The organism is Pseudomonas sp. 13B_2.1_Bac1, from assembly GCF_025466155.1.
Taxonomy (GTDB): Bacteria; Pseudomonadota; Gammaproteobacteria; order Pseudomonadales; family Pseudomonadaceae; genus Aquipseudomonas; species Aquipseudomonas aylmerensis.
The window spans coordinates 67432-88172 of the sequence record NZ_JANLOH010000039.1 but is presented as its reverse complement, the minus strand read 5'-3'; the positions used below and the strand labels follow the sequence as shown (position 1 = coordinate 88172).

Genomic DNA, 20741 nt, shown 5'->3' with positions numbered 1-20741 from the left:
GGCAGTCACTCCTTGAACTAAAGCACCTTGCCGAGAAAGGCCACGGTGCGGGGATGTCGGGGTTGGCGGAAAATTTGTTCGGGCGGGCCTTCTTCAATCAGTTGCCCGTCACAGAGGAACACCACGTGGTCGGCCACTTCGCGGGCAAAGCCGATTTCGTGGGTGACGATCACCAGGGTCACGCCCAATTGGGTCAGGCCCTTGATCACGTCGAGCACCTCGCCCACCAGTTCCGGGTCGAGGGCCGAGGTCGGTTCATCGAACAGCAGCACCTTGGGGTCCAGCGCCAGGGCGCGGGCGATGGCAACGCGCTGTTGCTGGCCGCCCGAGAGCTGGCGCGGGTAGGCGTCGACCTTGTCGGCCAGGCCCACCTTGGCCAGCAGTTCACTGGCCTTGGCCTGCGCCTCGGCCTTGCTCCAGCGCTTGTGGGCCAGCGTCGCCTCGGCGATGTTTTCCCAGGCAGTGAGGTGCGGGAACAGGTTGAAGTTCTGGAACACGAAACCGACGTCGATACGCCGCTTGAGAATCTCGCGCTCCTTGAGTTCATAGAGCAGGTCGCCCTTGCGCCGGTAGCCGACGTATTCACCGTCGATGGTGATGTGCCCGCTGTCGATCTTCTCCAGGTGGTTGATGGTGCGCAGCAAGGTGGATTTGCCCGAGCCCGAAGGCCCGAGAATCACCGTGACCTTGCCCGGATCGATGGTCAGGTCGATGTCCTTGAGCACCTGCTGGTTGCCAAAGCGCTTGCCCACGCCCTGGATCTGGATACGCCCTGCGCGTGCTTCAGCCATGGGTTTTCTCCTTCAGCCAGCCGCGTATGCGTTGCAGCGGCGTAGGCGGCAACACGCGCGCGGTGCCCCGTGCAAAGTGGCGCTCGACGTAGTACTGCGCGCTGGTGAGCACGGTGGTGATGATCAGGTACCAGACGGTCGCGACGATCAGCAGCGGGATCACCGCCTGGGTGCGGTTGTAGATAACCTGCACGGTGTAGAACAGCTCCGGCAGGGCCAGCACGTAGACAATCGAGGTGCCCTTGACCAGGCCGATGATTTCGTTGAAACCCGACGGCAGGATCGAGCGCAGCGCCTGGGGCAGGATGATCCGGAAGATCCGCCGCGAAGCCGGCAGCCCCAGGGCCGCCGCGGCCTCATGCTGGCCGGCGTCGACGCCGATCAGGCCGCCGCGAATGATCTCGGCCGCATAGGCCGCCTGCATCAGGCTCAGGCCGAGCACCGCCACGGTGAATTGGCTGAGCACGTCCACCGTCGACCACTCGGCGAAGACCACGCTGGTGAATGGCACGCCGAGCACGATGTGGTCGTACAGGTAGGCGAAGTTGTAGAGGATGATCAGCACCAGCAGCGCCGGCATCGAGCGGAAAAACCAGATATAGCCCCAGGCCAGGGCCGCCAGCAACGGCGACCCCGACAGCCGCGCCAGCGCCAGCGCGGTGCCGAGGACGATGCTGAACACGGTGCTCAGCAGGGTCAGCAACAGCGTCTGGCCGAGGCCGCGCAGCACCGACGGCGAGAAGAACCACTGCCCAAACACGCCCCACTCCCAGCGTGGGTTGGTGGCCAGGGAGTGCACGATGGCGAGCAGCACCAGCGCGGCAAAGATCGACCCTGCCCAGCGCCAGGGGTGCCGCGCCGGCACCACCTGCAAGGCCTTGATCGGCGTGGAGACACGGCTCTGGCGAACCGGCTGGTCGGTGACCTCATCAATCAGGTCATAGGATTTGGCGACGATGGGCATGGTTTATTCCTCGGCCTTAGAAGGCATAGGTCAAGCGGGTGTAGTAGTAGCCACCGGTAAAACCGAAGGGCGAATAGGTGCCGTAGCTGCTGACCATGGTGCTGCTGGGTACGCCTTGTTTCTTGGGGTAGACGTCGAACAGGTTCTTGGCCCCGATGGCCACGTTGAGGTCTTTGGTGAGGTTGTAGCCAAGGTCGAGGTCGGTGATCCATTTGGCGCTGTAGATCCGGTCGAGACTGCGGTCATCGGAGACGTTGACCTCCTTGTAGGAGCCGTAGCGGGTCAGGGCCAGGTTGAGGTTGAAGCGGTCGATGCTCCAGTCGCCGCCCAGGATCAGCTTGGTGCTGGGCTGCACACCGGTGATCAGGTTGCGCGCCTGGCGGTCCATCAGGTCATAGGCGGTGCCCAGGATCGTGGTCGACTCCTTGTAGTTGAGGATCTTGGTCTGGTTCCAGTTGAACGCCGCCGTCCACTTCAGCGCGCCGTACTGGCCCAGGTCCTGGCTGTAGTTGCCGACCAGGTCCAGGCCTTTGGTGCGGGTGTCGGCACCGTTGATGAAGTACTGCCCGCCGGAGGTGGAGGTGATGCCGTTGCCTTGCAGTACCTGGGTGATTTCAGGGCCCAGCAAGGTGCCGGTGAGGGTGATGCGGTCACGCAGGTTGATCACGTAGGCGTCGGCGGTGAAGTTCAGGCGATCGGTGGGCGTCAGGGTGAAACCGAGGCTGAAGTTGGTCGAGCGCTCGGGCTTGAGTTCCTCGGCACCGAGGGCCTTGGCCGCTGCCGAACCGACCGGCAGCACGCCGTAGTTGATCGACTGGTACACCCCGTTCACCACGCCATACGTGGTCGAGCGCGCACTGAACAGGCTGTTGGCCAGGGACGGTGCACGGAAGCCATTGCTCACGGTGGCGCGTACGGCGAACTGCGGGGTGAAGTCATAGCGGGTGGTCAGCTTGCCGCTGCGGGTCGCACCCACGCCCTGGTTGTAGTGTTCGTAGCGAAAGGCGGTGCCCACGTACCAGTCCGGCACAGGGTTGAAGCCGACGTCGACATAGCTGGCCAGGCTGTTGCGCGAGGCGCTGCTTTCTTCATCCGGCGAAATGCCGTTGGTGACCTGCGCCCCGGACGATGCACAGTTGCCCGGCGCCACGCAGTAGCCGCCGTTGGCATAGGACGCGTAATCACCGGCCTGGACCTCATAGGTGTCACGTCGATGCTCGAAGCCGTAACTCAGGTCCAGGGGCTTTTGCAGGCCGATGTCGAAGCCGCGCTTGAAGTCGAGGTTGGTGGTGAGTTCGGTGGAAATCCAGGTGCCGGAGGTGAAGTGGTTCGGCGTGGCCTCGCCCAGCGACGGGTTCTGGTTATGCGTGGTGCCCTGCTCTGCGTCGTTGCGCCCGTAGGTGGTGGACAAGTCCCAGTCCCACTCGCCGACCGTGCCTTTGCCACCCAACGCCGCCTGAAAATCGTCCTCGTCGATAAACCAGGTCGGCGTGTAGCCGCCAGGGTAACCGTTGGGTCCGGTGGTAATGGTGTTGGTGATGGTCGGCAGGCGGAAGTTCTGGCCCTGCTCGGCCTTGCGTCGCGAATACGTGGTGAAGGAGTAGAGGCTGAAGCTGTCGTCGATCGGCAACTCGGCGTTGTAGCCCAGGGTCAGCAGGTTGGTCTTGGGGGTGCCGTAGCCGCCGTAGGTCGAGCGCCCGGCCTGCTCATAGGCCTGGGCGTAGGTGTAGCCGTTGGCGCTGGCCTTGTTGTCATCGTTCTGGCTGCGCGCATCCAGCGCCAGTTGCACGATGCCGCCGTTGCCGATTTCAAAGCCCTTGTTGAGGCTTTGCTGCACGGTCTGCTTCTTGCCGTCATAACCCTGGCCGACATTGGTCACCGAGGTGCCGCTGGTGTCGGCCTTGAGGATCACGTTGATCACCCCGGCGATGGCATCCGAACCGTACTGGGCAGCGGCACCGTCGCGCAGCACTTCCACATGGTCGATGGCGCTGATGGGGATCAGGTCGAGGTCGGCCGGCGCCGCGCCGGTGTTGATGCCGTTGATATTCAAGGTCGCGGCCGTGTGGCGGCGCTTGCCATTGACCAGCACCAGCACTTCGGCGGCGCTCATGCCACGCAGGTTGGGTGCGCGGGCAATGCCGCTGGCGTCCCAGCCGGTCTTTTCCGGCAGGGTCAGCGACGGGATCACCGCGCTCAGGGCTTCCATCAGACCGGGCTTGCCGGTGCTCTGCAATTGCTTGGCGCTGACCACATCGATCGGCACCGGGCTGCTGGTGACCGTGCGCTGTTCGGCGCCACGGTTACCGGTGACCACCACGGTAGACAGGGTGCTGTCGTCCTGGGCCTGGGCCGCAGCGGCCAGGATTGCCAGGGCCACTACGGCGGTCGGTTGTAAAACGTGCTTCATAGCCACTCCAGACTTTCCAAATCGCGAGGTCGGGCAATCACGCGGTCGTGCGCGGTGCTCGATGTTTTTTCGAGGGGTGTTGCGGCGATTGGAACTAGGTGTGGGGCAGGTGTGGGGATTGAATTGGCAACATACGTTGAACTCCCTTCCAACGATTCTGCCGCGGGGCGCGTGACCCGGTTGTGGCGGGCAGAATCTGAATTACGCTGGGTACCATCCGAGGTCAGGGGTAGGCTGTTGGATTCAACATAAAGGAATGGATATCAAAAATATAATGCTATTTGGGCATAAGCTAATATTCTCTAAATTCATTATTTTTGATTTGTTTTATTCTTGTTAGTAATGTCTTTTTGAGATTATAGGGGGAGCATATCCGTTTCTTTGGTAACGGCGGCTATGGGTTCCGCCCTTACGGCGGCTCACTTTTGAAAAGCGCAAAAGTAAGCAAAACGCTCTTGCCCCACCACTCGGCACCTCGCCTAGGCTCGGTGTGCCCGTAATCCGACATTGATTTGGGGGGCCGCCGCCACGCGCCATCCATGGCGCGGGGCGGCTAAACCGGCATCCCTGCCGGTTTACCCCCCAAATCAATATCGAGTTCCGGCCAGCGTGGTTAATGGGGCGCCTGAGGATCAAGATCAAAAGCCGGATCAAAAGCCAGATCAAAAGCCAGATCAAAAGCTGATTGGCTTTTCTGTGGGAGCTGGCTTGCCTGCGATGGCATCACCTCGGTAAATCAGGCATACCCAGGTGACGCCATCGCCGGCAAGCCAGCCCCTTCATGTTGACCAAACCGGTCGGCCTCAAGGCCGCAGCAGCTGCATCTGCTGCCGATAATCATCTGTCACCTGCCGCGCCTGGCCGTTGCTGGTGATCACCTTGGGCGTGATCAACACTATCAACTCGGTGCGATCCTTGGACTTGCTGGTATTGCCGAACAACCACCGCAACCCGGGGATTTTCCCCAGGTACGGCACCGCGCTGACGCTCTCGGCGTTGTCCTGCTTGATCAACCCACCGAGCAATACCGTCTGCCCGCTCTGCACCGCGACCTGGGTCGACACCGAGCGCGTGGAGATGCGCGGGTTCACCGGCGTGTCGCTGTTGGAACCCGAGTTCTCGGCGTCGCTGACCTGCTGTTGAATATCCATATACACCAGGCCACCCGGATTGATGCGCGGCACCACATCCAGGATCACCCCGGTCTGTACATATTCGACGCTGCTCAAGGTGGTGTCCGCATCGCCGGTGTTCACCGTGGTCTGGCTGATGGGAATGTTGTCGCCGACCTGGATCTGCGCCGGCTGGTTGTTCATCACCACCAGCGACGGTGCCGACAGCACCTGGGTGCGGCCGTTGGTTTCCAGGGCATGCAGGGCCACTTGCAGGTTGGAACTGACGAAGGAGTAGAACAGCGAATCCGTCGCGCCCAGCCCTGCCCCGCCGCCACCCAGGGCGCCTTGGCTGCCCGACGCATTCGCCACCGTGGTGCTGGCGGAATTGCCCGCGAGGCGACCCAGGTACCACTGCACGCCGAGGTCCAGCTCGCCGGTGAGCTTGACCTCGAGGATGCGGGTCTCGATCTGCACTTGCAGCGGTGGGTTGTCGAGCCGCTTGATCGCGGCTTCGATCTCTTTCCACTGTGCCGGGCGGGTGCGCACCAGCAGTTGGTTACTGCTTTGTTGTGCAGTGATGCGGGTGCCGGCCTCGAGGCTTTTATCCGACGCGGCGGGTGGTGTTTCCTCGGTGGCTTCGGGCTCATCGGCAGGCGGTGGCGGAGTGTTCTGCAAGCCGCCGGTGCTGTTGAGCGACGACAGGGTGGTGGTGCGCAGACCCGGTGCGACTCTGGCCGGGGTGTCGTCCTTGATCGCGCCATTGCCGTAGATCTGCCGCAGGTATTTGGCCAGGTCGGAGGCTTTCATGTTGCGCACATCGTAGACGTACATCTGCGGCTCGTTGCCGCCGCCTTCATCGATGGTGCGAATCCAGTCGCCCACTTCGCTGAGGTACTGCGGCTGTGAAGAGATCGCCACCACCGAATTGGTGCGCTCGATCGGCAAAAACCGCAACATGCCGGCCAGGGGCATGCCGCTGTCCGGGCCGAACAGGCTCTGCAGCTCGGGCATCAGCTCGGCCACCGAGGCACGTTGCAGGCCGAATACGCCCACCGACATGCCCTTGAGCCAGTCCACGTCGAAGGTGTCGATGGTGTCCTGGTAATTGGCCAGTTCATCCGGGGTACCCGCCAGGCTCAGCACGTTGCGCGCCGGGTCCACCAGCAAGAATGCGTTCTCCCGGGCGAACGGCTTGAGCAGTTTCTGCATCTCGGTCGCCGAGATATACCGCAACGCAAACAGCCGCGCCGACAAGCCGCTGGACGGCTTGGCCACCGGCATTTGCGGCACCAGCTTGCCCGCCACGGCCTGGTTGGCCGGCAGGATCACGTAGCGCTGGCCCTGGCGGATCATGGCGTTGTCGGTCCACGACAGCAGGGTTTCGAGGATCGACAGCGCCTGCTGTTTGTCCACCGGCTTGGAGGTGGAAAAGCTGACATTGCCCTTCACGCCCTGGGCGATGCTGTAATTTTCATGCAACAGGTCGCCCATCACGCTGTTGATCACCGCTTCGATGGGCTGGTCCTGGAAGTTGAACACGATATCGCCGCTGCCCTCCTCCTTCCCCGGCGCCGTGGCGGCGGGCTGGCGCACGAACTGCTGGTTGCCGCGAATCAGCTGGCGCTGCGGCGGCGCAGGGATGGCCGCCTGCGGTTTTTCGGCCACGGGCGGTGCGCTGGGCGGACGTTGCGAACCGGTGCCTTGCATGGCTTCGTGGAGCAGATCGTCGTCCGGCTCGAGACGCTCGGGAAAGGCGCCACAGCCACCCAGGGCAATGGCGGTGGCCAGGCAAAACGTTGAGGTGCGCATATCGATCAAGGGAGGGGCTCGCGGGGAAGAGAAGTCGGTGGGCGGGAGGACGGCGGCGGCAAGCGCCTGGCGTAGAGGCTCAAGGTTTGCGTGCGGCCGTCCAGCACAAAACGGGCGTATTGCGGGGTCAGGTGTTCCAGGCGCCAGCCGTTGGGCAGGGTCTGCCCCAGGCGCACGGTCAACCCGCGGCCATCGGCCTGCTTGAGCATCGCCATTTGCAGGTTGCCGGTGATCATGATCCCGCTGAGGGTCAGGTTGGCCAGGCTCGACACCTGGGCCTTGCCGACCACGCGATCGGGGCTGCGATCGGGGCTGAACAGCGGCGCCTGCCAGGTGGCGGCGAGGCTTTCCAACGGCACGCTGGGCGCCACTTGCACCCTGGCCGAAGGATGGGCACGCGCGGCGGGCTCGGGCAACCACTGCGGTTCATCGCCGATGCTGCTGAGGATCACCGCCATCAACACGGCCAAGGCGGCAGCCAGGACCAGCAAGCCCCATTCAAGGGGGCGCAAGGCACTGATCATCGCGCCCCCTGCGGTTGCAGATAGCCGCGCACCAGCAGGTGCACCACCAGTTGGCCCGCGCCGCCACTGGCCGGGGCCTGCTGGCTACGGCGCACGCGCAGTGCATCGACGAACAGGAACGGCGGCTGGTATTCCAGCTCGTGCAGGATCGCCGTGAGCGGCTCGATGGCGCAGTTGAGGGTGAGGCTGACCTTGACCTGGCGATAGGGCTCGCCGTCGTCCTGCTCCGGGGTGATCGGCTGGCGCTGGGTCAGGCTGCAGCCGCCGCCGAGGTTGGCGTGGCTGTTGATCAGGTCGGCGAGGCGCTGCATCAGGTCGGCGGCGACCACGTCGGGGTCATCCCCGGGCAACAGGCTGGTGCTGCTGGCCGGGTCCTGCCTGGCCTGCTCCAGTTGCTGGCGCAGGGAGTCGCCCTGGCGCAGCACGCCGGCGTAGCGTTGCTGCTGCTCGCGCAGTTGCTCGGCCTGTTCGCCCATGGCGCGCAGGGGGCCGGCGAACCAGCTGTCGATCAGCAGCCAATAGGCCGCGCCGACCACCATGGCCAACAACAGCAAGGCCGCGCCGCGACGTTCACGGGGTGTGAGGGGTCGGCGCATCGGCGGCCTCCTGGCGTAGATGCGCGCGCAAGGCAAACTGGTCCTTGCCGGTGCGGGCATCGGGTTGAATCACCCCTTCGAACTGGGCGTTTTCGAGGCTGTGACAGCCCTTGATCCGGGTAATCAGGGCGCTGGCTTTGGCGCTTTGCCCGGCAAACGAAATCTCGCCGTCCTTCACATCCAGTTGGTCGAGCCAGGTGTCGGCGGGCAGGCAGGTGGTCAAGTCATTGAGCAGCGCAGCCAGGGGCGGTTGCGCCAGTTTGCGCCGGGTCAGGTACTGCGCCGCACCACGCGTGGTGAGCAGTTGCTGGCGCAGCGCATGCACGTGCGCGACCTCGGCCTTTTGCTGCTGGACACTGGCGTGCATGGCGTCGAGCACGCGTTGGCGGTCGTTGAGCCACAGCAGCATCGCCGCGATCAGCAAGGCGCCGCACAGCCACGGCAGGCTGCGTTGCAAGCCCTTGCCCACCGGGCGTTGACGCGGTCGCAGCGGCGCCGGAAGCAGGTCGATGCCCAGGTTGGCCACATCCACCCGATGGGGATGCAGGCCGAACGCTGCGCAGTCGATGAGGATCTGGTCCAGGCGCTCGCGCAGGATGGCGACCAATGTCACCTCAAGGTGGCTGGACGTGCGCCGTTCCTGGCGGGCGACGAAGTACAGCTGTTCGGCTTCGAACGGCGTGTAGCGGTCCAGTTCATAGCCGACCACGGCGTTGAGATTGCGCGCAGCTGCCAGCGGCAGTTGCACGGTTTGCAGCAACACCGCCTCTGGCGCGAGCATCAGCACCTGGCGCGTGCTATCCACGGCAACCGGCGCCGTCAGCGGCCACGGGTGGATCTGCTCCGGCGGTTCGCGCAGCACCAGCCAACGCGGCAGGCAACCGCGCAGTTCCGCGAGCCACAGGCGCCAGCCTTGTTGCAGCAGGCTGCCACGCCAGTGCCGGGCGATGGGTTCGAGTCGATTCATTCTTGCCAACGCAGCACCCGGTAGGGTTGTGCGCTGTCCTCCGATGGGCTCAATAAAACCGTGACTTGCAGCCGGGCCTGATAGCCGCCGGGGCGTTGGGCGCGGCTGTCGACCACCAGCACTTCGCCCGGGTCGGCGCCCTCGGCGTCCGCGTGTGGCAGGTTGAGTGCCTGGCGCATCAAGGGACTGGCGAAGGCCGGGTCGGGGCGATCGAGGTCGCTCCACAAGGTGATCTCGGGCAGCAGTTGGCTGTACAGCGCCTGGGTCATGCCGGGCAACTGGCGCACTTCTTCCAGCACCCGAAACGGCGCCAGGCCCTGGTTGCGTCGCGCCTCCAGCGCCTTGACCCACTGCCCGGCCTCGGCCGGACTGGCGCCGCAGGCCAGGGCCAGGCGCATGAGGTCCTGCGCCTCGGCGTTGATCAGGTAGAGCTTGCCGCGCTCGCTGCGCAGATTCACCTGCACCTGCGCGTCATCAAAACTCAAGGCCCTGTCGAGGCCATCGGCGATCCAGTGTCGATCAGCCATGGCCATGGCCATGGCGATGCCGGCTTCGGCGGCCAGTACGGTCTGGGTGTGCTGGCGCAGCCACAGGGCCTGGCGGCTTTCCAGTTGCACCCAGCCGGCCAGGCCGCCGAGCAACACGGCGAGCAAGGCCAGCACCCACAGCACCAGCAGCAGCGCGGCACCGCGCTGGCGCCTCATTCCTCGACGCTCCCGCTGGACAGGTTCAGGCGCAGGGCTATCACCTGGGTCACCCAGGGCACCGGTCCGTCGACATGCGCGGCGATACGCACCGCCGTCGGCAGGCGCCGGGGCCACGGCCAGGTGTCGATCCAACCAGTCGGTTGCCCCAGCGGGGATAGCCCGCGATAGCTCAATTGCAGCCTTTGCAGGTGGTCGAGCAGCACCTGCGGCTCATCACGCGCGACGGTGCTGGCCGATTCCAAGCGCGAAAACGCCACCTGCAATTGCTGCCCGGTCCTTTGCACCGTGAAGCGTTGAATGCCGCCGCCGAGCACACCGGGCAAGGTCGCCACAAACTGCAGGCGCTCGGGCGTGCCGACAAAAAAGCCCTCGGCCTGGCTGTCGTCCTCGGTCACATCCAGGGGCAGCGCTTCGCTGATCGCCGTGCGCAAAAACTGCTGGGCGGCGCGCCTTTCATCCAGGCTGACCGTGTAGCGCTGGGCCTTGGCCACCGCGCGATTGGCGCCCAGCAATGCGCCGCCGACCAGCACCAGCAACACGCTGAGCAAACTCAGGACCACAAGGATTTCCAGCAAGGTGAAGCCCTGCTCGCGGCGCGTCACAGGCGTGCCTTCAGGGTGCTGAAGTGCGCCTGGTGCTGGCCTTCGCGCACGCTCAGGTCGAGGCGAAACAGCTGCGGCTGCTGGCGGGTACGGGTCAGTTGCCAATGGATGCCATCCAGTTCGCCCTGGCTGCGCCCTTCGACCAGGCGCCCGGCCGCTTCCTGGTCCAGCACGGTGAGCGCCACGTGGGTGAGCCGATCGCTGCGGGCAACGTGTGCCAACGAGCGCGCGCTCTGGCCGAACGCGACCAGCAGCACCGTGCTGCACACCGCCATCAGCGTCAACGCCGCGAGCATTTCGAGCAGGGTGAACCCCGCCTGGCGTTTCATGGCAGCACCCGGGACTGGACGCTGCCGGTCAGCCAGCCGATATCTATGCGCCAACGCCGACTGCCGTTGGCCAACACCAGATGGCCGCCGGTGGAACTGCCATCGGGGTAAAACTCGATGGCCGATCCCGCCTGTTCAGCCGTGTGCAACCTGACCTGCAACTCAGGCGGCCAGTGTTGCAGCGCACGGCCCGGCGCCTGGAAAGTCCTGCCCGGCAAATCAAATGCCGTGCGCGCTACCTGGCCGTCGACAATCGCCCCGGCCCGCGTGGTACGCAGCGCATCGACCAGTTGCCCGACCACCCGCCGCTCCTGCGCCGCCTGCAGCCCCTGGCGCACCCCCAGCCCCAGCAGCCCGGCAGCGACGCCCAGCAGCAGGATCACCACCAGCATCTCCAGCAGGGTAAAGCCGCGCTGGGCCATCGCCGGGTTACTCCCAATTGCCCAGGTCGGCGCTGTAGCCGTCGCCGCCCGGTTGGCCGTCCTGACCGTAGAAGATCAGGTCGAAAGCGCCGTGTTCACCGGGGAAGCGATAACCGAAGGCGTGGCCGAACGGGTCCTTGAGGTCCGACGGCTTGGCGTATGGCCCGGCCCAACTGGCCGCGTTGCCGGGCTTGTCCACCAACTGCTGCAGGTTGTTGGGCGGCGAGCCGACATCCAGGGCGTAGCTGTCGATTTTCATGCTCAGGCTCGCCAGCTGCGCCTTGCCCGCGCCGTATTTGCCCTTGTCCACATTGCCGCCGACCTGGCGCACCACAATGGTTGCGACGATGCCGAGCAGCACGATCACCGCGAGCATTTCCAGCAGGGTGAAACCGCGTTGGCGGCGTGAAGATTTCATCGGTGTGGCTCCTTGAAGGTTCATATATTGCTGGTCAGGCTCATCAGCGGCAGCATGATCGCCAGCATGATCACCGCCACCAGCACGGCCATGACCACAGTCAGCGACGGCACCAGCGCGGCGAGCAGGCGGTCGATGCCGCGCTTGGCCTCGACGTCGAAAATGTCGGCCACCTTGAGCAGCATGCTGTCCAGTTCACCGGCCTGTTCGCCGACCTCAATCATTTGCAGGGCCAGCTCCGGCAGCAGCGGTTGGCTGCCGAACGCGCTGGCCAGGGTGCCGCCGCCTTTCACCGACTCCGCCGCCTGCGCCACCTGGGCCTGCAGCGCGCGATTGCTGCAGACCTGCCGCGCGATCACCAACGCTTGCAGCAGCGCCACGCCGTTGCTGAGCAAGGTGCCGAGGGTCCGTGCCAGACGCGCGGCTTCGACCCGCTGCAACAGCGGACCGATCACGCGCAGGCCGAGCAGGCGCCGGTCGTGGCGTTGCCGGCGCAGGGGATCGCGCAGGCGCGCGGCGAGTGTCCAGGCCATCACGATCAATGCCGCCAACACCGCCAGGCCATACCGACCGAGGAACTGGCCGAGCGCGAGAATCACCTCGGTGATCCATGGAATCGGCACGCCCAGGTCCTCGAAGATCGGCACGAATTGCGGCACCACATATGCCAGCAGCAGCGCCAGGGAACCGAGCACGCCGACCACCAGGAACGCGGGATAGATCAGCGCATTGATCACTTCGCCCCTTAATAACTGGCTGCGCTCCAGGTAATCGCTGAGCTGGCGCAAGGTGCTTTCCAGCGCGCCGCCAGCTTCACCGGCACGCACCATGCTCAGGTACAGCGGGGAAAAGTTGTCGCCCTCTTGCGCAAGCGCCGCGGATAACGTCTGGCCTGCCTTGACCTGCTCGCGGATGCGTTCGATCAACGCGCGCACCGCGGGCGGGCCGGGCTGTTTGAGCAACAGGCCGAGGGCACGTTCCAGGGGCTGGCCGGCGCCCAACAGCGTGGCCAGTTGCTGGGTGAAACTCACCAGCGCTGCGCCCTTCAACGGCCCGCGCGTGTTGCGCAACAGTCGGCTGCCCGCCGCTTCGATGTTCAGCAGCAACAAGCCGCGCTTGTGCAAGGCGGCGACGGCGGCAGCCTGGTCGGCGGCATCCAACGTGCCGCTCTGCGTGGCACCCTGGCTGTCCAGGGCGCGGAATTTGAACAGGCTCACGCGCCCTCTCCACGGGTGACGCGCAGTACTTCTTCCAGCGAGGTAATGCCCGCCAAGGCCTGGCGCAGGCCTTCTTCATGCAAGGTGCGCAAGCCGGCACGACGGGCGGCCTGCTCCAGGGTGTCGGCGTCGGCGTGGCGCATCAGCAGGCTGCGCAGTTCATCGTTCATCACCAACAGTTCGGTGATGGCGCTGCGGCCGTGATAACTGCCACGGTAGAGCAGGATCGGGCGCTGTTCGGTCAGGCGGTCGAGGCCATGTTCCTCGACCAGTTCCGGCGGTGCTTCGAACGCCACGCGCGTGGCCGGATCCAGCCGTCGCACCAGGCGCTGCGCCAGGATGCCGCTGACGGTCGAGGCGATCAGGTAACTCTCCACGCCCATGTCCAGCAGCCGCGTGATACTCGCGGCGGCGCTGTTGGTGTGCAGGGTGGACAGCACGAGGTGGCCGGTGAGGGAAGACTGGATAGCGATGCGGCAGGTTTCGAGGTCGCGGATCTCGCCGATCATGATCACGTCCGGGTCCTGGCGCACGATGGAGCGCAGCGCACCGGCGAAGTCCAGGCCGATGGCCGGCTTGACCTGGATCTGGTTGATGCCTTCGAGTTGGTACTCCACCGGGTCTTCGACGGTGATGATCTTGCGTTCGGTGGTGTTGAGCCGCGCCAACGCGGTGTACAGCGTGGTGGTCTTGCCCGAACCGGTGGGCCCGGTGACCAGCAGGATGCCGTGGGGCCGCTCCAGCAGATCGAGGAAGGCCGCCAGGCGCTGGCCGTCGAAGCCCAGGCTGGGGAAGTCGAACTGCACGGTTTGCCGGTCCAGCAGGCGCATCACCACCGACTCGCCGAAACTGGTCGGCACCGTGGAGACCCGCAGGTCCAGTTCCTTGCCCTGGATACGCAACATGATCCGCCCGTCCTGGGGCAGGCGCCGCTCGGCGATGTCCAGGCGCGCCATGATTTTCACCCGCGAGATCACCGCCGCCGACGAACTGGCCGGCGGCGCCTCGGCGTCATGCAGCACGCCGTCGATGCGGTAGCGCACCTTGAGCTGGTTTTCGAAGGGTTCGATATGGATATCCGACGCGCGCTGTTCCACGGCGCGCTGCAGGATCAGGTTGACCAGGCGAATCACCGGCGCTTCGGAGGCCATGTCCTTGAGGTGTTCGATATCTTCCAGCGCGCCGCCCTGCTCATCGAGGTTCTCGATCAGCGTGCCCATGGCGGAACGCCCCTGGCCGTAATAGCGCTCGATCAGCGTGTCGACTTCAGTACGCGGGCCGATCGCCAGCCACACCGGCACCTGGCAGGCGTAGGCCAGGGCCTGGAACGGATAGGCCTGCGACGGGTTGGCCGCGAGCACGCGCAGCCCGCCCTGGTTCCAGCCCATGGGCACCACTTGGTAGTGGCGCATGAAGCGCTCGGTGAGCACCGGCAAAGGGTCGAGCAGCGGCGGCGCGGCATCCGCCAGCAACAGCGGCGCACCGAGCAGGCCGGCCCAGGCACGCGCCAGTTCGATGTCCGAGACCAGCCCCAGGCGCGTGAGCAGCCCCAGCAGGTCGCCGGCATCGGTGGACAAGCGCCGGGCACGCTCCAGGTCGACGGTTTTCAGCCCGGCGTGCTGCATCAGCCACGCGCACACTTGGTCGGTGTGCGGTATCTGCAGATGGCAGGCATCGATAGGCATGGACGACATAATAGTGGGTGTCTGATTGCGAGAAAGTATGGCTATTTGGAACTACTGGGCATTAAAGGTAAAAGGCCATTAGTTCGCCACGCCGCAGTCGAAGTTAACCGGGGTTATCGACTGGAAGTTACAACGCTAGTTCCGGAAGCTCGGAAACAAACTGAAAAGAATAGCCAAGGACTGTCCCGGATTTCCGGTACAACCCTTGATTTAAAGCCTTCGTTACCTGCCGTCAGGATTTGGCTAATTGCAATTAGCCACGTGCTTAGTTATTCAGGCACTTTCGCGTTCGATCAAGCGACATTGCAAAAGATTCAAGCGCTGAACTTCCTCTTCAACCGGCAATACGCCCAAACTTTGCAGAACCCGCGTCGCTGCTAATACACCGATATCCAGGGCCGGCGGTTTGATCGTACTGAGGCTCGGCAACAACATTTCGGCAAACGGATAATCGCCAAACCCCAGCACCGCGCAGTCCTGCGGGATCTTCACGCCGGCACGCTGCCCGGCCAACAGGCCGCCGGCGGCCAGGTTGTCATTGGCGAAGAAGATCGCGTCGGGCGGTGTCGCATGGCCCATCAGGGTTTCCATCGCCTGCTTGCCCGCTTCAAAGGGCGCGCGGTCAGCGTCGGGGGCGAATACCCAGGGGGCGACGCCCAACGCCGTCAGCGTCGCGGCGAACCCGTCTCGCCGTTCCAACGCGCTGAAGTCGCCCGGGGCGCTGTTCTGCACGAAGGCGATGCGCCGATAGCCCTGGCCATGCAGGTAGCGCGCGGCCGTGACGCCCACATCGTAGTGGGAGAAGCCGATCTGCAACGGCTCGCGCTCGGGCACGTAGTCCCAGGTTTCCACCACCGGGATATCGACGTCGGCGATCATCTTTTCGGTGCCCGCGCTGTGGAAGCGACTGGTCAGCACCAGCGCCGCCGGCGACCAGCCGAGGAAGGCGCGCACCGCGCTTTCTTCCTGTTCGGCGCTGAAGTAACTGGACGCCAGCAACAGTTGGTAACCGTGGCGGCTGAGCGTGTCGCTGAAACCCTGGATGGTATTGGCGAAGATCGGCCCCGAGATGTTCGGGATCACCATCGCCACGATCCGCCCCCGCGCCGAAGCCAGCCCGCCGGCCACCAGGTTGGGCACATAGCCGAGTTCGGCGACTACCGCGGCGATGCGCTCGCGACGCTCGGGCGAGACCTGTTCCGGCTGGTTGAAATAGCGCGACACGGTAATCGCCGATACCCCAGCCTGGCGCGCCACGGTGTTCAAGGTGACGCGCCCGGCGCCACGGCGTTTGCGCGGTTTGTCTTCGCTCACGGGATGATCCTGTTAAAAACCAAAAAGAATATAGGACTAATTTTTTAGTATTTGACGCTCTAAACCAGACCTACCAATAATGCCGATGTTAGCGCTAACAAAGCGCGTTGTCTGCTACTCGCTCGAGCGAATGCCCAAGACAGTTTCACAGGCGCTGACGGTCGCAAGAACCGCAGCGGTTCAGGGCATTTCTTTCGAGCGGACACAGCATGCACAGACGCACTCACTTGTTTTTACTCGCCGGTTTGACGGCCCTCCCAGTACCCGGCGCCTTTGCCGCCGACGAGGCGGAACCGACGCTCAAGTCCGTCACGGTCACGGCCACTCGCCGCGAAGAGTCGCTGCAAAAAGTCCCGGTGGCGGTCTCCGTCCTGGACGGCGAGCAACTGGAGCGCGACAACCGCAACGGCGTGGCGAGCATCGCACAACAAGTGCCGTCACTGAACTTCCGCACCGGCGCATCGAACAAGGACACGTCGCTGTTCGTGCGCGGCGTCGGCACCATTTCCACCTCCCCTGGCGTCGAGCCGACCGTGGCCACCGTAGTCGACGGAGTGGTCTACGCGCGCCCCGGCCAGGCCACCCTCGACCTGCTCGACCTGGAGCGCATCGAAGTACTGCGCGGCCCGCAAGGCACGCTGTTCGGCAAGAACGCCTCGGCTGGCGTGCTGAACATCACCAGTAAGGCGCCGACGGCCGAAACCCATGGCTATATCGACCAGTCCTACTACAGCGGCAATGAAAGCCGTACCCGCTTCGGTATCGGCGGCAGCCTGGTGCCGGACGTGCTCAAGGGCTCGATCAGCACGTTGTTCGGCAGCTACGATGGCAACGTCGACAACCAACATAATGGCCAGGAGGTCAACGGCTACAACCACAAGGGCATTCGCGGCAAACTGGAATTCACCCCGAATGACGACGTGAAACTGACCCTGATCGCCGACTACATGCAGTCCCACGACGATGCGCCGAATGGCGTGGTGAGCAAGTCCCTGACCCCGGCCTTCGCCAATGCGTTGAACCCGGTGCGCGCCTCCAGCGACAACCGTGATATCAACACCGACACCCGCAGCCATGTGGAAGACACCAACAAGGGCTTGTCTGCGCAACTGGACTGGAACCTGGGCGACTACACCCTGACCTCGATCACCGCCTGGCGCGGCTGGGACAACACCCAGTACCAGGATGGCGACCGCCTCGGCAGCGTCACCGCCGCGTTCCCCGGCACCGCCGACAAAGGCGAGCTGGCCTTCGATCAATACTCCCAGGAACTGCGCCTGGCCTCGCCCAAAGGTGAATTCCTGGAGTACGTCGGCGGCCTGTTCTACATGCACGGCAAAGACAAAGAGACCTACCAGCGCACGCTGACGACCACCACACGCACCGACCGTGGGATCGCCGACTACAGCACCACCAGCGACAGCTACGCGGTATTCGGCGAGACCACGCTGAATTTCACCTCGCGCTTTCGCGGCATCGCCGGCCTGCGCTATACCCACGACGACCTGAAATACGATCACCGTCGCACCTCCACCTCGGCCACCCTGGTCAGCGGGATTCAACCGGCCACCTCGAGTTCCGGCTCGGTGGATGAGGATGGCTGGTCCGGCCGCCTCGGCGTGCAGTACGACATCACCGACAACATCACCAGCTACCTCACTTACTCGCGCGGCTACAAAGGCCCGGCGTACAACGTGTTCTTCAACATGCTGGCGCGTGACACCGACGCGCTCAAGCCGGAAACCTCCAACACCTGGGAAGCCGGGATCAAGGCCACGGCCTGGAACAACCGCCTGACCACCAACCTGGCGGTGTTCCACAGCGATTACGACAACTACCAGGCCAACTTTTTCGACACGGTTGCCGGGCAGGTGGTCACGCGCCTGATCAACGCCGGCAGCGTCAGCACCGAGGGCGTCGAACTGGATTACGCCTTGCAGGCCACCCAACAGCTGAAATTCTCGGGTGCCCTGGCCTACACCCGTGCACGCATCGATGAATTCGCCTGCCCGGCGGGCGCGGCGGCCACCTGTAATGTCAATGGCAAGCCGCTGCCTTACAGCCCGGACTGGAAAAGCTACGTGCGCGCCGACTACACAATCCCGCTGGATAACGGCCTGGACATCGAACTGGGCACCGATTACAGCTGGCAGAGCGAAGTGCAGTACGACATCAGCCAGAATGTCGACACCAAGCAAGGCGCCTACGGCATCTGGAACGCCAGCGTGGCCCTGGCCGACTACAGCAACGGCTGGCGCGTGGCGTTCCTGGCCAAGAACCTTGCCGACAAGTCCTACTCACCGCTGCTGGCCACCGGCGGCAACTACATCTACCGCGCCGTGCCCCGTGACGATGAACGTTACTTCGGCGTGCAACTGCGCAAGGATTTCTAAGCATGAGCCGTCAACTGAAACTCGGCGCCTTCCTGATGGCCACCGGGCACCATGTCGCCGCCTGGCGCCACCCGGACGTGCCGGCGAATGCCGGGCTGGATTTCGCCCAGTACAAACACCTGGCGCGCGTTGCCGAGGCGGCGAAGTTCGATGCGCTGTTCGTGGCAGACAGCATCGCTGCCGCCACCGGTGAGGTCGCCAGCCATATGGCGCGCTCGGACCATTTCGAACCGCTGACATTGCTGTCGGCGTTGAGTGCAGTGACGGAGCATATCGGCCTGATCGCCACGGCGACCACCAGCTATAACGAGCCTTACCATGTGGCGCGTAAATTCGCCTCGCTGGATCACTTGTCCGGCGGGCGCGCCGGCTGGAACCTGGTGACCTCGGACAACGCCGCCGAAGCGCAGAACTTCGGGCGCGAGGAACACCTGGGCCATGCTGAGCGCTACAGCCGCGCGCGCGAGTTTCACCAAGTGGTCACCGGCCTGTGGGACAGCTGGGAAGACGATGCCTTTGTACGCGACAAAGCCAGTGGCACCTATTACGACCCGAGCAAGCGGCATGTGCTGGAGCATGTCGGCGAACACTTCCGGGTCAAGGGCCCGTTGAATGTGGCGCGCTCGCCCCAGGGCCAGCCGGTGATCGTGCAGGCCGGCTCTTCCGAAGCGGGCCGCGAGCTGGCCGCGCAGACCGCCGAGGTGGTGTTTACTGCACAGACGTCGCTGGCCAATGGCCAGGCGTTCTATGCCGACCTCAAGGCGCGGTTGAGCCGGTATGGACGTGAGGCGGACGCGCTGAAAATCATGCCCGGCATGTTTGTGGTGGTCGGGCAGACCGAAGCCGAGGCGCAGGCCAAATTCGCCGCGTTCCAGGCGCTGGTTGAACCTGAAGTGGGCGTCGCGTTGCTGGGGCGCATGCTGGGCAATTTCGACCTGTCCGACTACCCGCTGGACGGGCCGTTGCCGGCGCTGCCGTTGACCGACAGCGGGCAGCGTAGCCGCCAGCAACTGTTGAGCGAGCTGGCCGAACGCGAGCATCTGACACTGGCACAACTGGGCCGGCGAATTGCCGGCGGTCGCGGGCATTACAGCCTGATCGGCACACCCACGCAGATCGCCGACGAGCTGCAGCGCTGGTTCGAACAGGGTGCAGCGGATGGTTTCAATATCCTCGTGCCGCATCTGCCGGGGGGCTGGAAGACTTTGCCCGCGAGGTGGTGCCCGAGCTGCAACGGCGCGGCCTGTTTCGCACCGAATACAGCGGCTCGACCTTGCGCGAAAACCTCGGTTTGGCGCGCCCGCAAAATCGCTTCAAGGAGGTTCAGGCATGAGGATTGCCACATTATTGCTCAGTCTGCTGGCGGTTACGCACACCGCATTGGCGGCCGCACCGGACACTTTGCGCATCGGCTACCAGAAAGGCTCGATCGCCCTGGTGCTGGCCAAGGAACATGGCTTGCTCGAACAGCGCTTCCCGCAGACGACGGTGAAGTGGATCGAATTCCCCGCCGGCCCGCAGATGCTCGAAGCGCTCAACGTCGGTGCGCTGGACGTGGGCTCGACCGGTGACATCCCGCCGCTGTTCGCCCAGGCCGCCGGTGCCGACCTGGTCTACATCGGCGCCGAGCCCCCCAAGCCCAGTGCCGAAACCATTCTGGTGCGCAACGACAGCCCGCTGCATTCAGTGGCGGACCTGAAGGGCAAGAAGGTCGCGTTCCAGAAGGGCTCCAGCTCTCACAACCTGATCCTGCGCGCCCTGAATAAAGCCGGCCTGAGCTACAAGGATATCCAGCCGGTATACCTGCCCCCCGCTGACGCGCGCGCGGCGTTCGAACAAGGCAGCGTGGAGGCATGGGCGATCTGGGAACCCTACTCGTCACTCGCCTTGAGCCAGAGCCCCAGCCATGTGCTGGCCAACGGCGAAGGCCTGGGCCTCTCGGGGCCGGTGTATACCGCGCGGCGCGAATATGCGAACGCCAACGGCGGCTTTATCCATGATCTCTTGGATGAACTCAGCAGCGCCGAAGCCCTCACCCGCAGCCAGCGCGAAGACAGCCTGCGCGTGCTGACACAGTTCATGGGCCTGCCCCGCGAAGTGATCGCACGCTACATGGATAACCGCCCGCCTTCGCCGATCTTGCCGATTGATGAGGGCATCATTAACGCGCAGCAGGCGACGGCAGATTTGTTCTATCAGAACCACCTGCTGCCCAAGGCGATTGAAGTGAAGAAGGCAGCGTGGAGTGTTGCCGCTCACTGATAACAGCACTGTGGAGATGCCCATGAAGGCGGTGGGTCAGTTGACCTTGTATCGACAGATAGCCCGCCATCGCAGGCAAGCCAGCTCCCACAGGTTGCGCGGTGCCCTGAGCCACAATACAAAACCCCATGTGGGAGCTGGCTTGCCTGCGATAGCGGTGGGTCAGCCACTGCATAAGGTGACAGACACACCGCCTTCGCGAGCAAGCCCGCTCCC

17 protein-coding genes and 1 pseudogene are annotated in these 20741 nt (G+C 64.3%); 3 read left to right on the top strand and 15 right to left on the bottom strand.

Annotation, left to right across the window (positions count from 1 at the left end; translation table 11 throughout):
• Positions 1-17: 17 nt before the first annotated feature.
• From NTD80_RS09245 to NTD80_RS09175, 15 genes are all read right to left on the bottom strand, one after another.
• Positions 18-791, bottom strand: a complete 774-nt coding sequence (locus NTD80_RS09245; RefSeq protein ID WP_262133268.1) for an amino acid ABC transporter ATP-binding protein — start codon at positions 789-791, stop codon at positions 18-20.
• Positions 784-1755, bottom strand: a complete 972-nt coding sequence (locus NTD80_RS09240) for an amino acid ABC transporter permease (protein WP_262133266.1) — start codon at positions 1753-1755, stop codon at positions 784-786. Before NTD80_RS09240 ends, NTD80_RS09245 begins: the two co-directional genes overlap by 8 nt.
• A gap of 16 nt (positions 1756-1771) precedes the next feature.
• The gene (locus NTD80_RS09235; RefSeq protein WP_262133265.1) at positions 1772-4165 is read right to left on the bottom strand and encodes a TonB-dependent receptor plug domain-containing protein; all 2394 of its coding nucleotides are present in this window, start codon (positions 4163-4165) and stop codon (positions 1772-1774) included.
• A gap of 803 nt (positions 4166-4968) precedes the next feature.
• Positions 4969-7089 (bottom strand): type II secretion system secretin GspD, encoded by a 2121-nt coding sequence (gspD, locus tag NTD80_RS09230; RefSeq protein WP_262133313.1) that lies wholly within the window; start codon positions 7087-7089, stop codon positions 4969-4971.
• Between the two features lie 5 nt (positions 7090-7094).
• Complete coding sequence (locus NTD80_RS09225; RefSeq protein ID WP_262133263.1) at positions 7095-7613, bottom strand: general secretion pathway protein GspN; 519 nt, start codon at positions 7611-7613, stop codon at positions 7095-7097.
• The gene (gene gspM, locus NTD80_RS09220) at positions 7610-8209 is read right to left on the bottom strand and encodes a type II secretion system protein GspM (RefSeq protein ID WP_120449156.1); all 600 of its coding nucleotides are present in this window, start codon (positions 8207-8209) and stop codon (positions 7610-7612) included. Before gspM ends, NTD80_RS09225 begins: the two co-directional genes overlap by 4 nt.
• A complete protein-coding gene (locus tag NTD80_RS09215; RefSeq protein WP_262133261.1) occupies positions 8184-9176 on the bottom strand; it encodes a PilN domain-containing protein in 993 nt (330 codons plus the stop codon). The genes gspM and NTD80_RS09215 overlap by 26 nt, the downstream gene beginning before the upstream one ends.
• Complete coding sequence (locus NTD80_RS09210) at positions 9173-9880, bottom strand: general secretion pathway protein GspK (RefSeq protein ID WP_262133260.1); 708 nt, start codon at positions 9878-9880, stop codon at positions 9173-9175. Before NTD80_RS09210 ends, NTD80_RS09215 begins: the two co-directional genes overlap by 4 nt.
• A complete protein-coding gene (locus tag NTD80_RS09205) occupies positions 9877-10485 on the bottom strand; it encodes a prepilin-type N-terminal cleavage/methylation domain-containing protein (protein WP_213554395.1) in 609 nt (202 codons plus the stop codon). The genes NTD80_RS09210 and NTD80_RS09205 overlap by 4 nt, the downstream gene beginning before the upstream one ends.
• Positions 10482-10814 carry a prepilin-type N-terminal cleavage/methylation domain-containing protein gene (locus tag NTD80_RS09200; RefSeq protein WP_106803216.1) on the bottom strand — a complete coding sequence of 111 codons (333 nt, stop codon included), beginning with the start codon at positions 10812-10814 and terminating at the stop codon, positions 10482-10484. The genes NTD80_RS09205 and NTD80_RS09200 overlap by 4 nt, the downstream gene beginning before the upstream one ends.
• Positions 10811-11236, bottom strand: coding sequence for a prepilin-type N-terminal cleavage/methylation domain-containing protein (locus NTD80_RS09195; RefSeq protein WP_262133259.1), 426 nt, complete (start codon positions 11234-11236; stop codon positions 10811-10813). The genes NTD80_RS09200 and NTD80_RS09195 overlap by 4 nt, the downstream gene beginning before the upstream one ends.
• 7 nt (positions 11237-11243) lie before the next feature.
• Positions 11244-11654 carry a type II secretion system major pseudopilin GspG gene (gene gspG, locus NTD80_RS09190; protein ID WP_106803214.1) on the bottom strand — a complete coding sequence of 137 codons (411 nt, stop codon included), beginning with the start codon at positions 11652-11654 and terminating at the stop codon, positions 11244-11246.
• A gap of 20 nt (positions 11655-11674) precedes the next feature.
• Positions 11675-12871, bottom strand: a complete 1197-nt coding sequence (gene gspF / locus NTD80_RS09185) for a type II secretion system inner membrane protein GspF (RefSeq protein ID WP_262133258.1) — start codon at positions 12869-12871, stop codon at positions 11675-11677.
• Positions 12868-14565 (bottom strand): type II secretion system ATPase GspE, encoded by a 1698-nt coding sequence (gene gspE / locus NTD80_RS09180; protein ID WP_262133257.1) that lies wholly within the window; start codon positions 14563-14565, stop codon positions 12868-12870. The genes gspF and gspE overlap by 4 nt, the downstream gene beginning before the upstream one ends.
• A gap of 264 nt (positions 14566-14829) precedes the next feature.
• Positions 14830-15870, bottom strand: coding sequence for a LacI family DNA-binding transcriptional regulator (locus NTD80_RS09175; RefSeq protein ID WP_106803211.1), 1041 nt, complete (start codon positions 15868-15870; stop codon positions 14830-14832).
• Positions 15871-16079: 209 nt separating this feature from the next.
• On the opposite strand from NTD80_RS09175, the gene NTD80_RS09170 reads away from it, so the two are divergent.
• The 3 genes and pseudogenes from NTD80_RS09170 (at position 16080) to NTD80_RS09160 (ending at position 20525) form a co-directional block, all read left to right on the top strand.
• The gene (locus NTD80_RS09170) at positions 16080-18263 is read left to right on the top strand and encodes a TonB-dependent receptor (RefSeq protein WP_262133255.1); all 2184 of its coding nucleotides are present in this window, start codon (positions 16080-16082) and stop codon (positions 18261-18263) included.
• Positions 18264-18265: 2 nt separating this feature from the next.
• Positions 18266-19596 (top strand): annotated as a pseudogene (locus tag NTD80_RS09165) (LLM class flavin-dependent oxidoreductase).
• On the top strand, positions 19593-20525 hold the full coding sequence (locus tag NTD80_RS09160) for a sulfonate ABC transporter substrate-binding protein (RefSeq protein ID WP_262133254.1): 933 nt from the start codon (positions 19593-19595) through the stop codon (positions 20523-20525). Before NTD80_RS09165 ends, NTD80_RS09160 begins: the two are co-directional and overlap by 4 nt.
• The last annotated feature ends 216 nt before the right edge of the window (positions 20526-20741 follow it).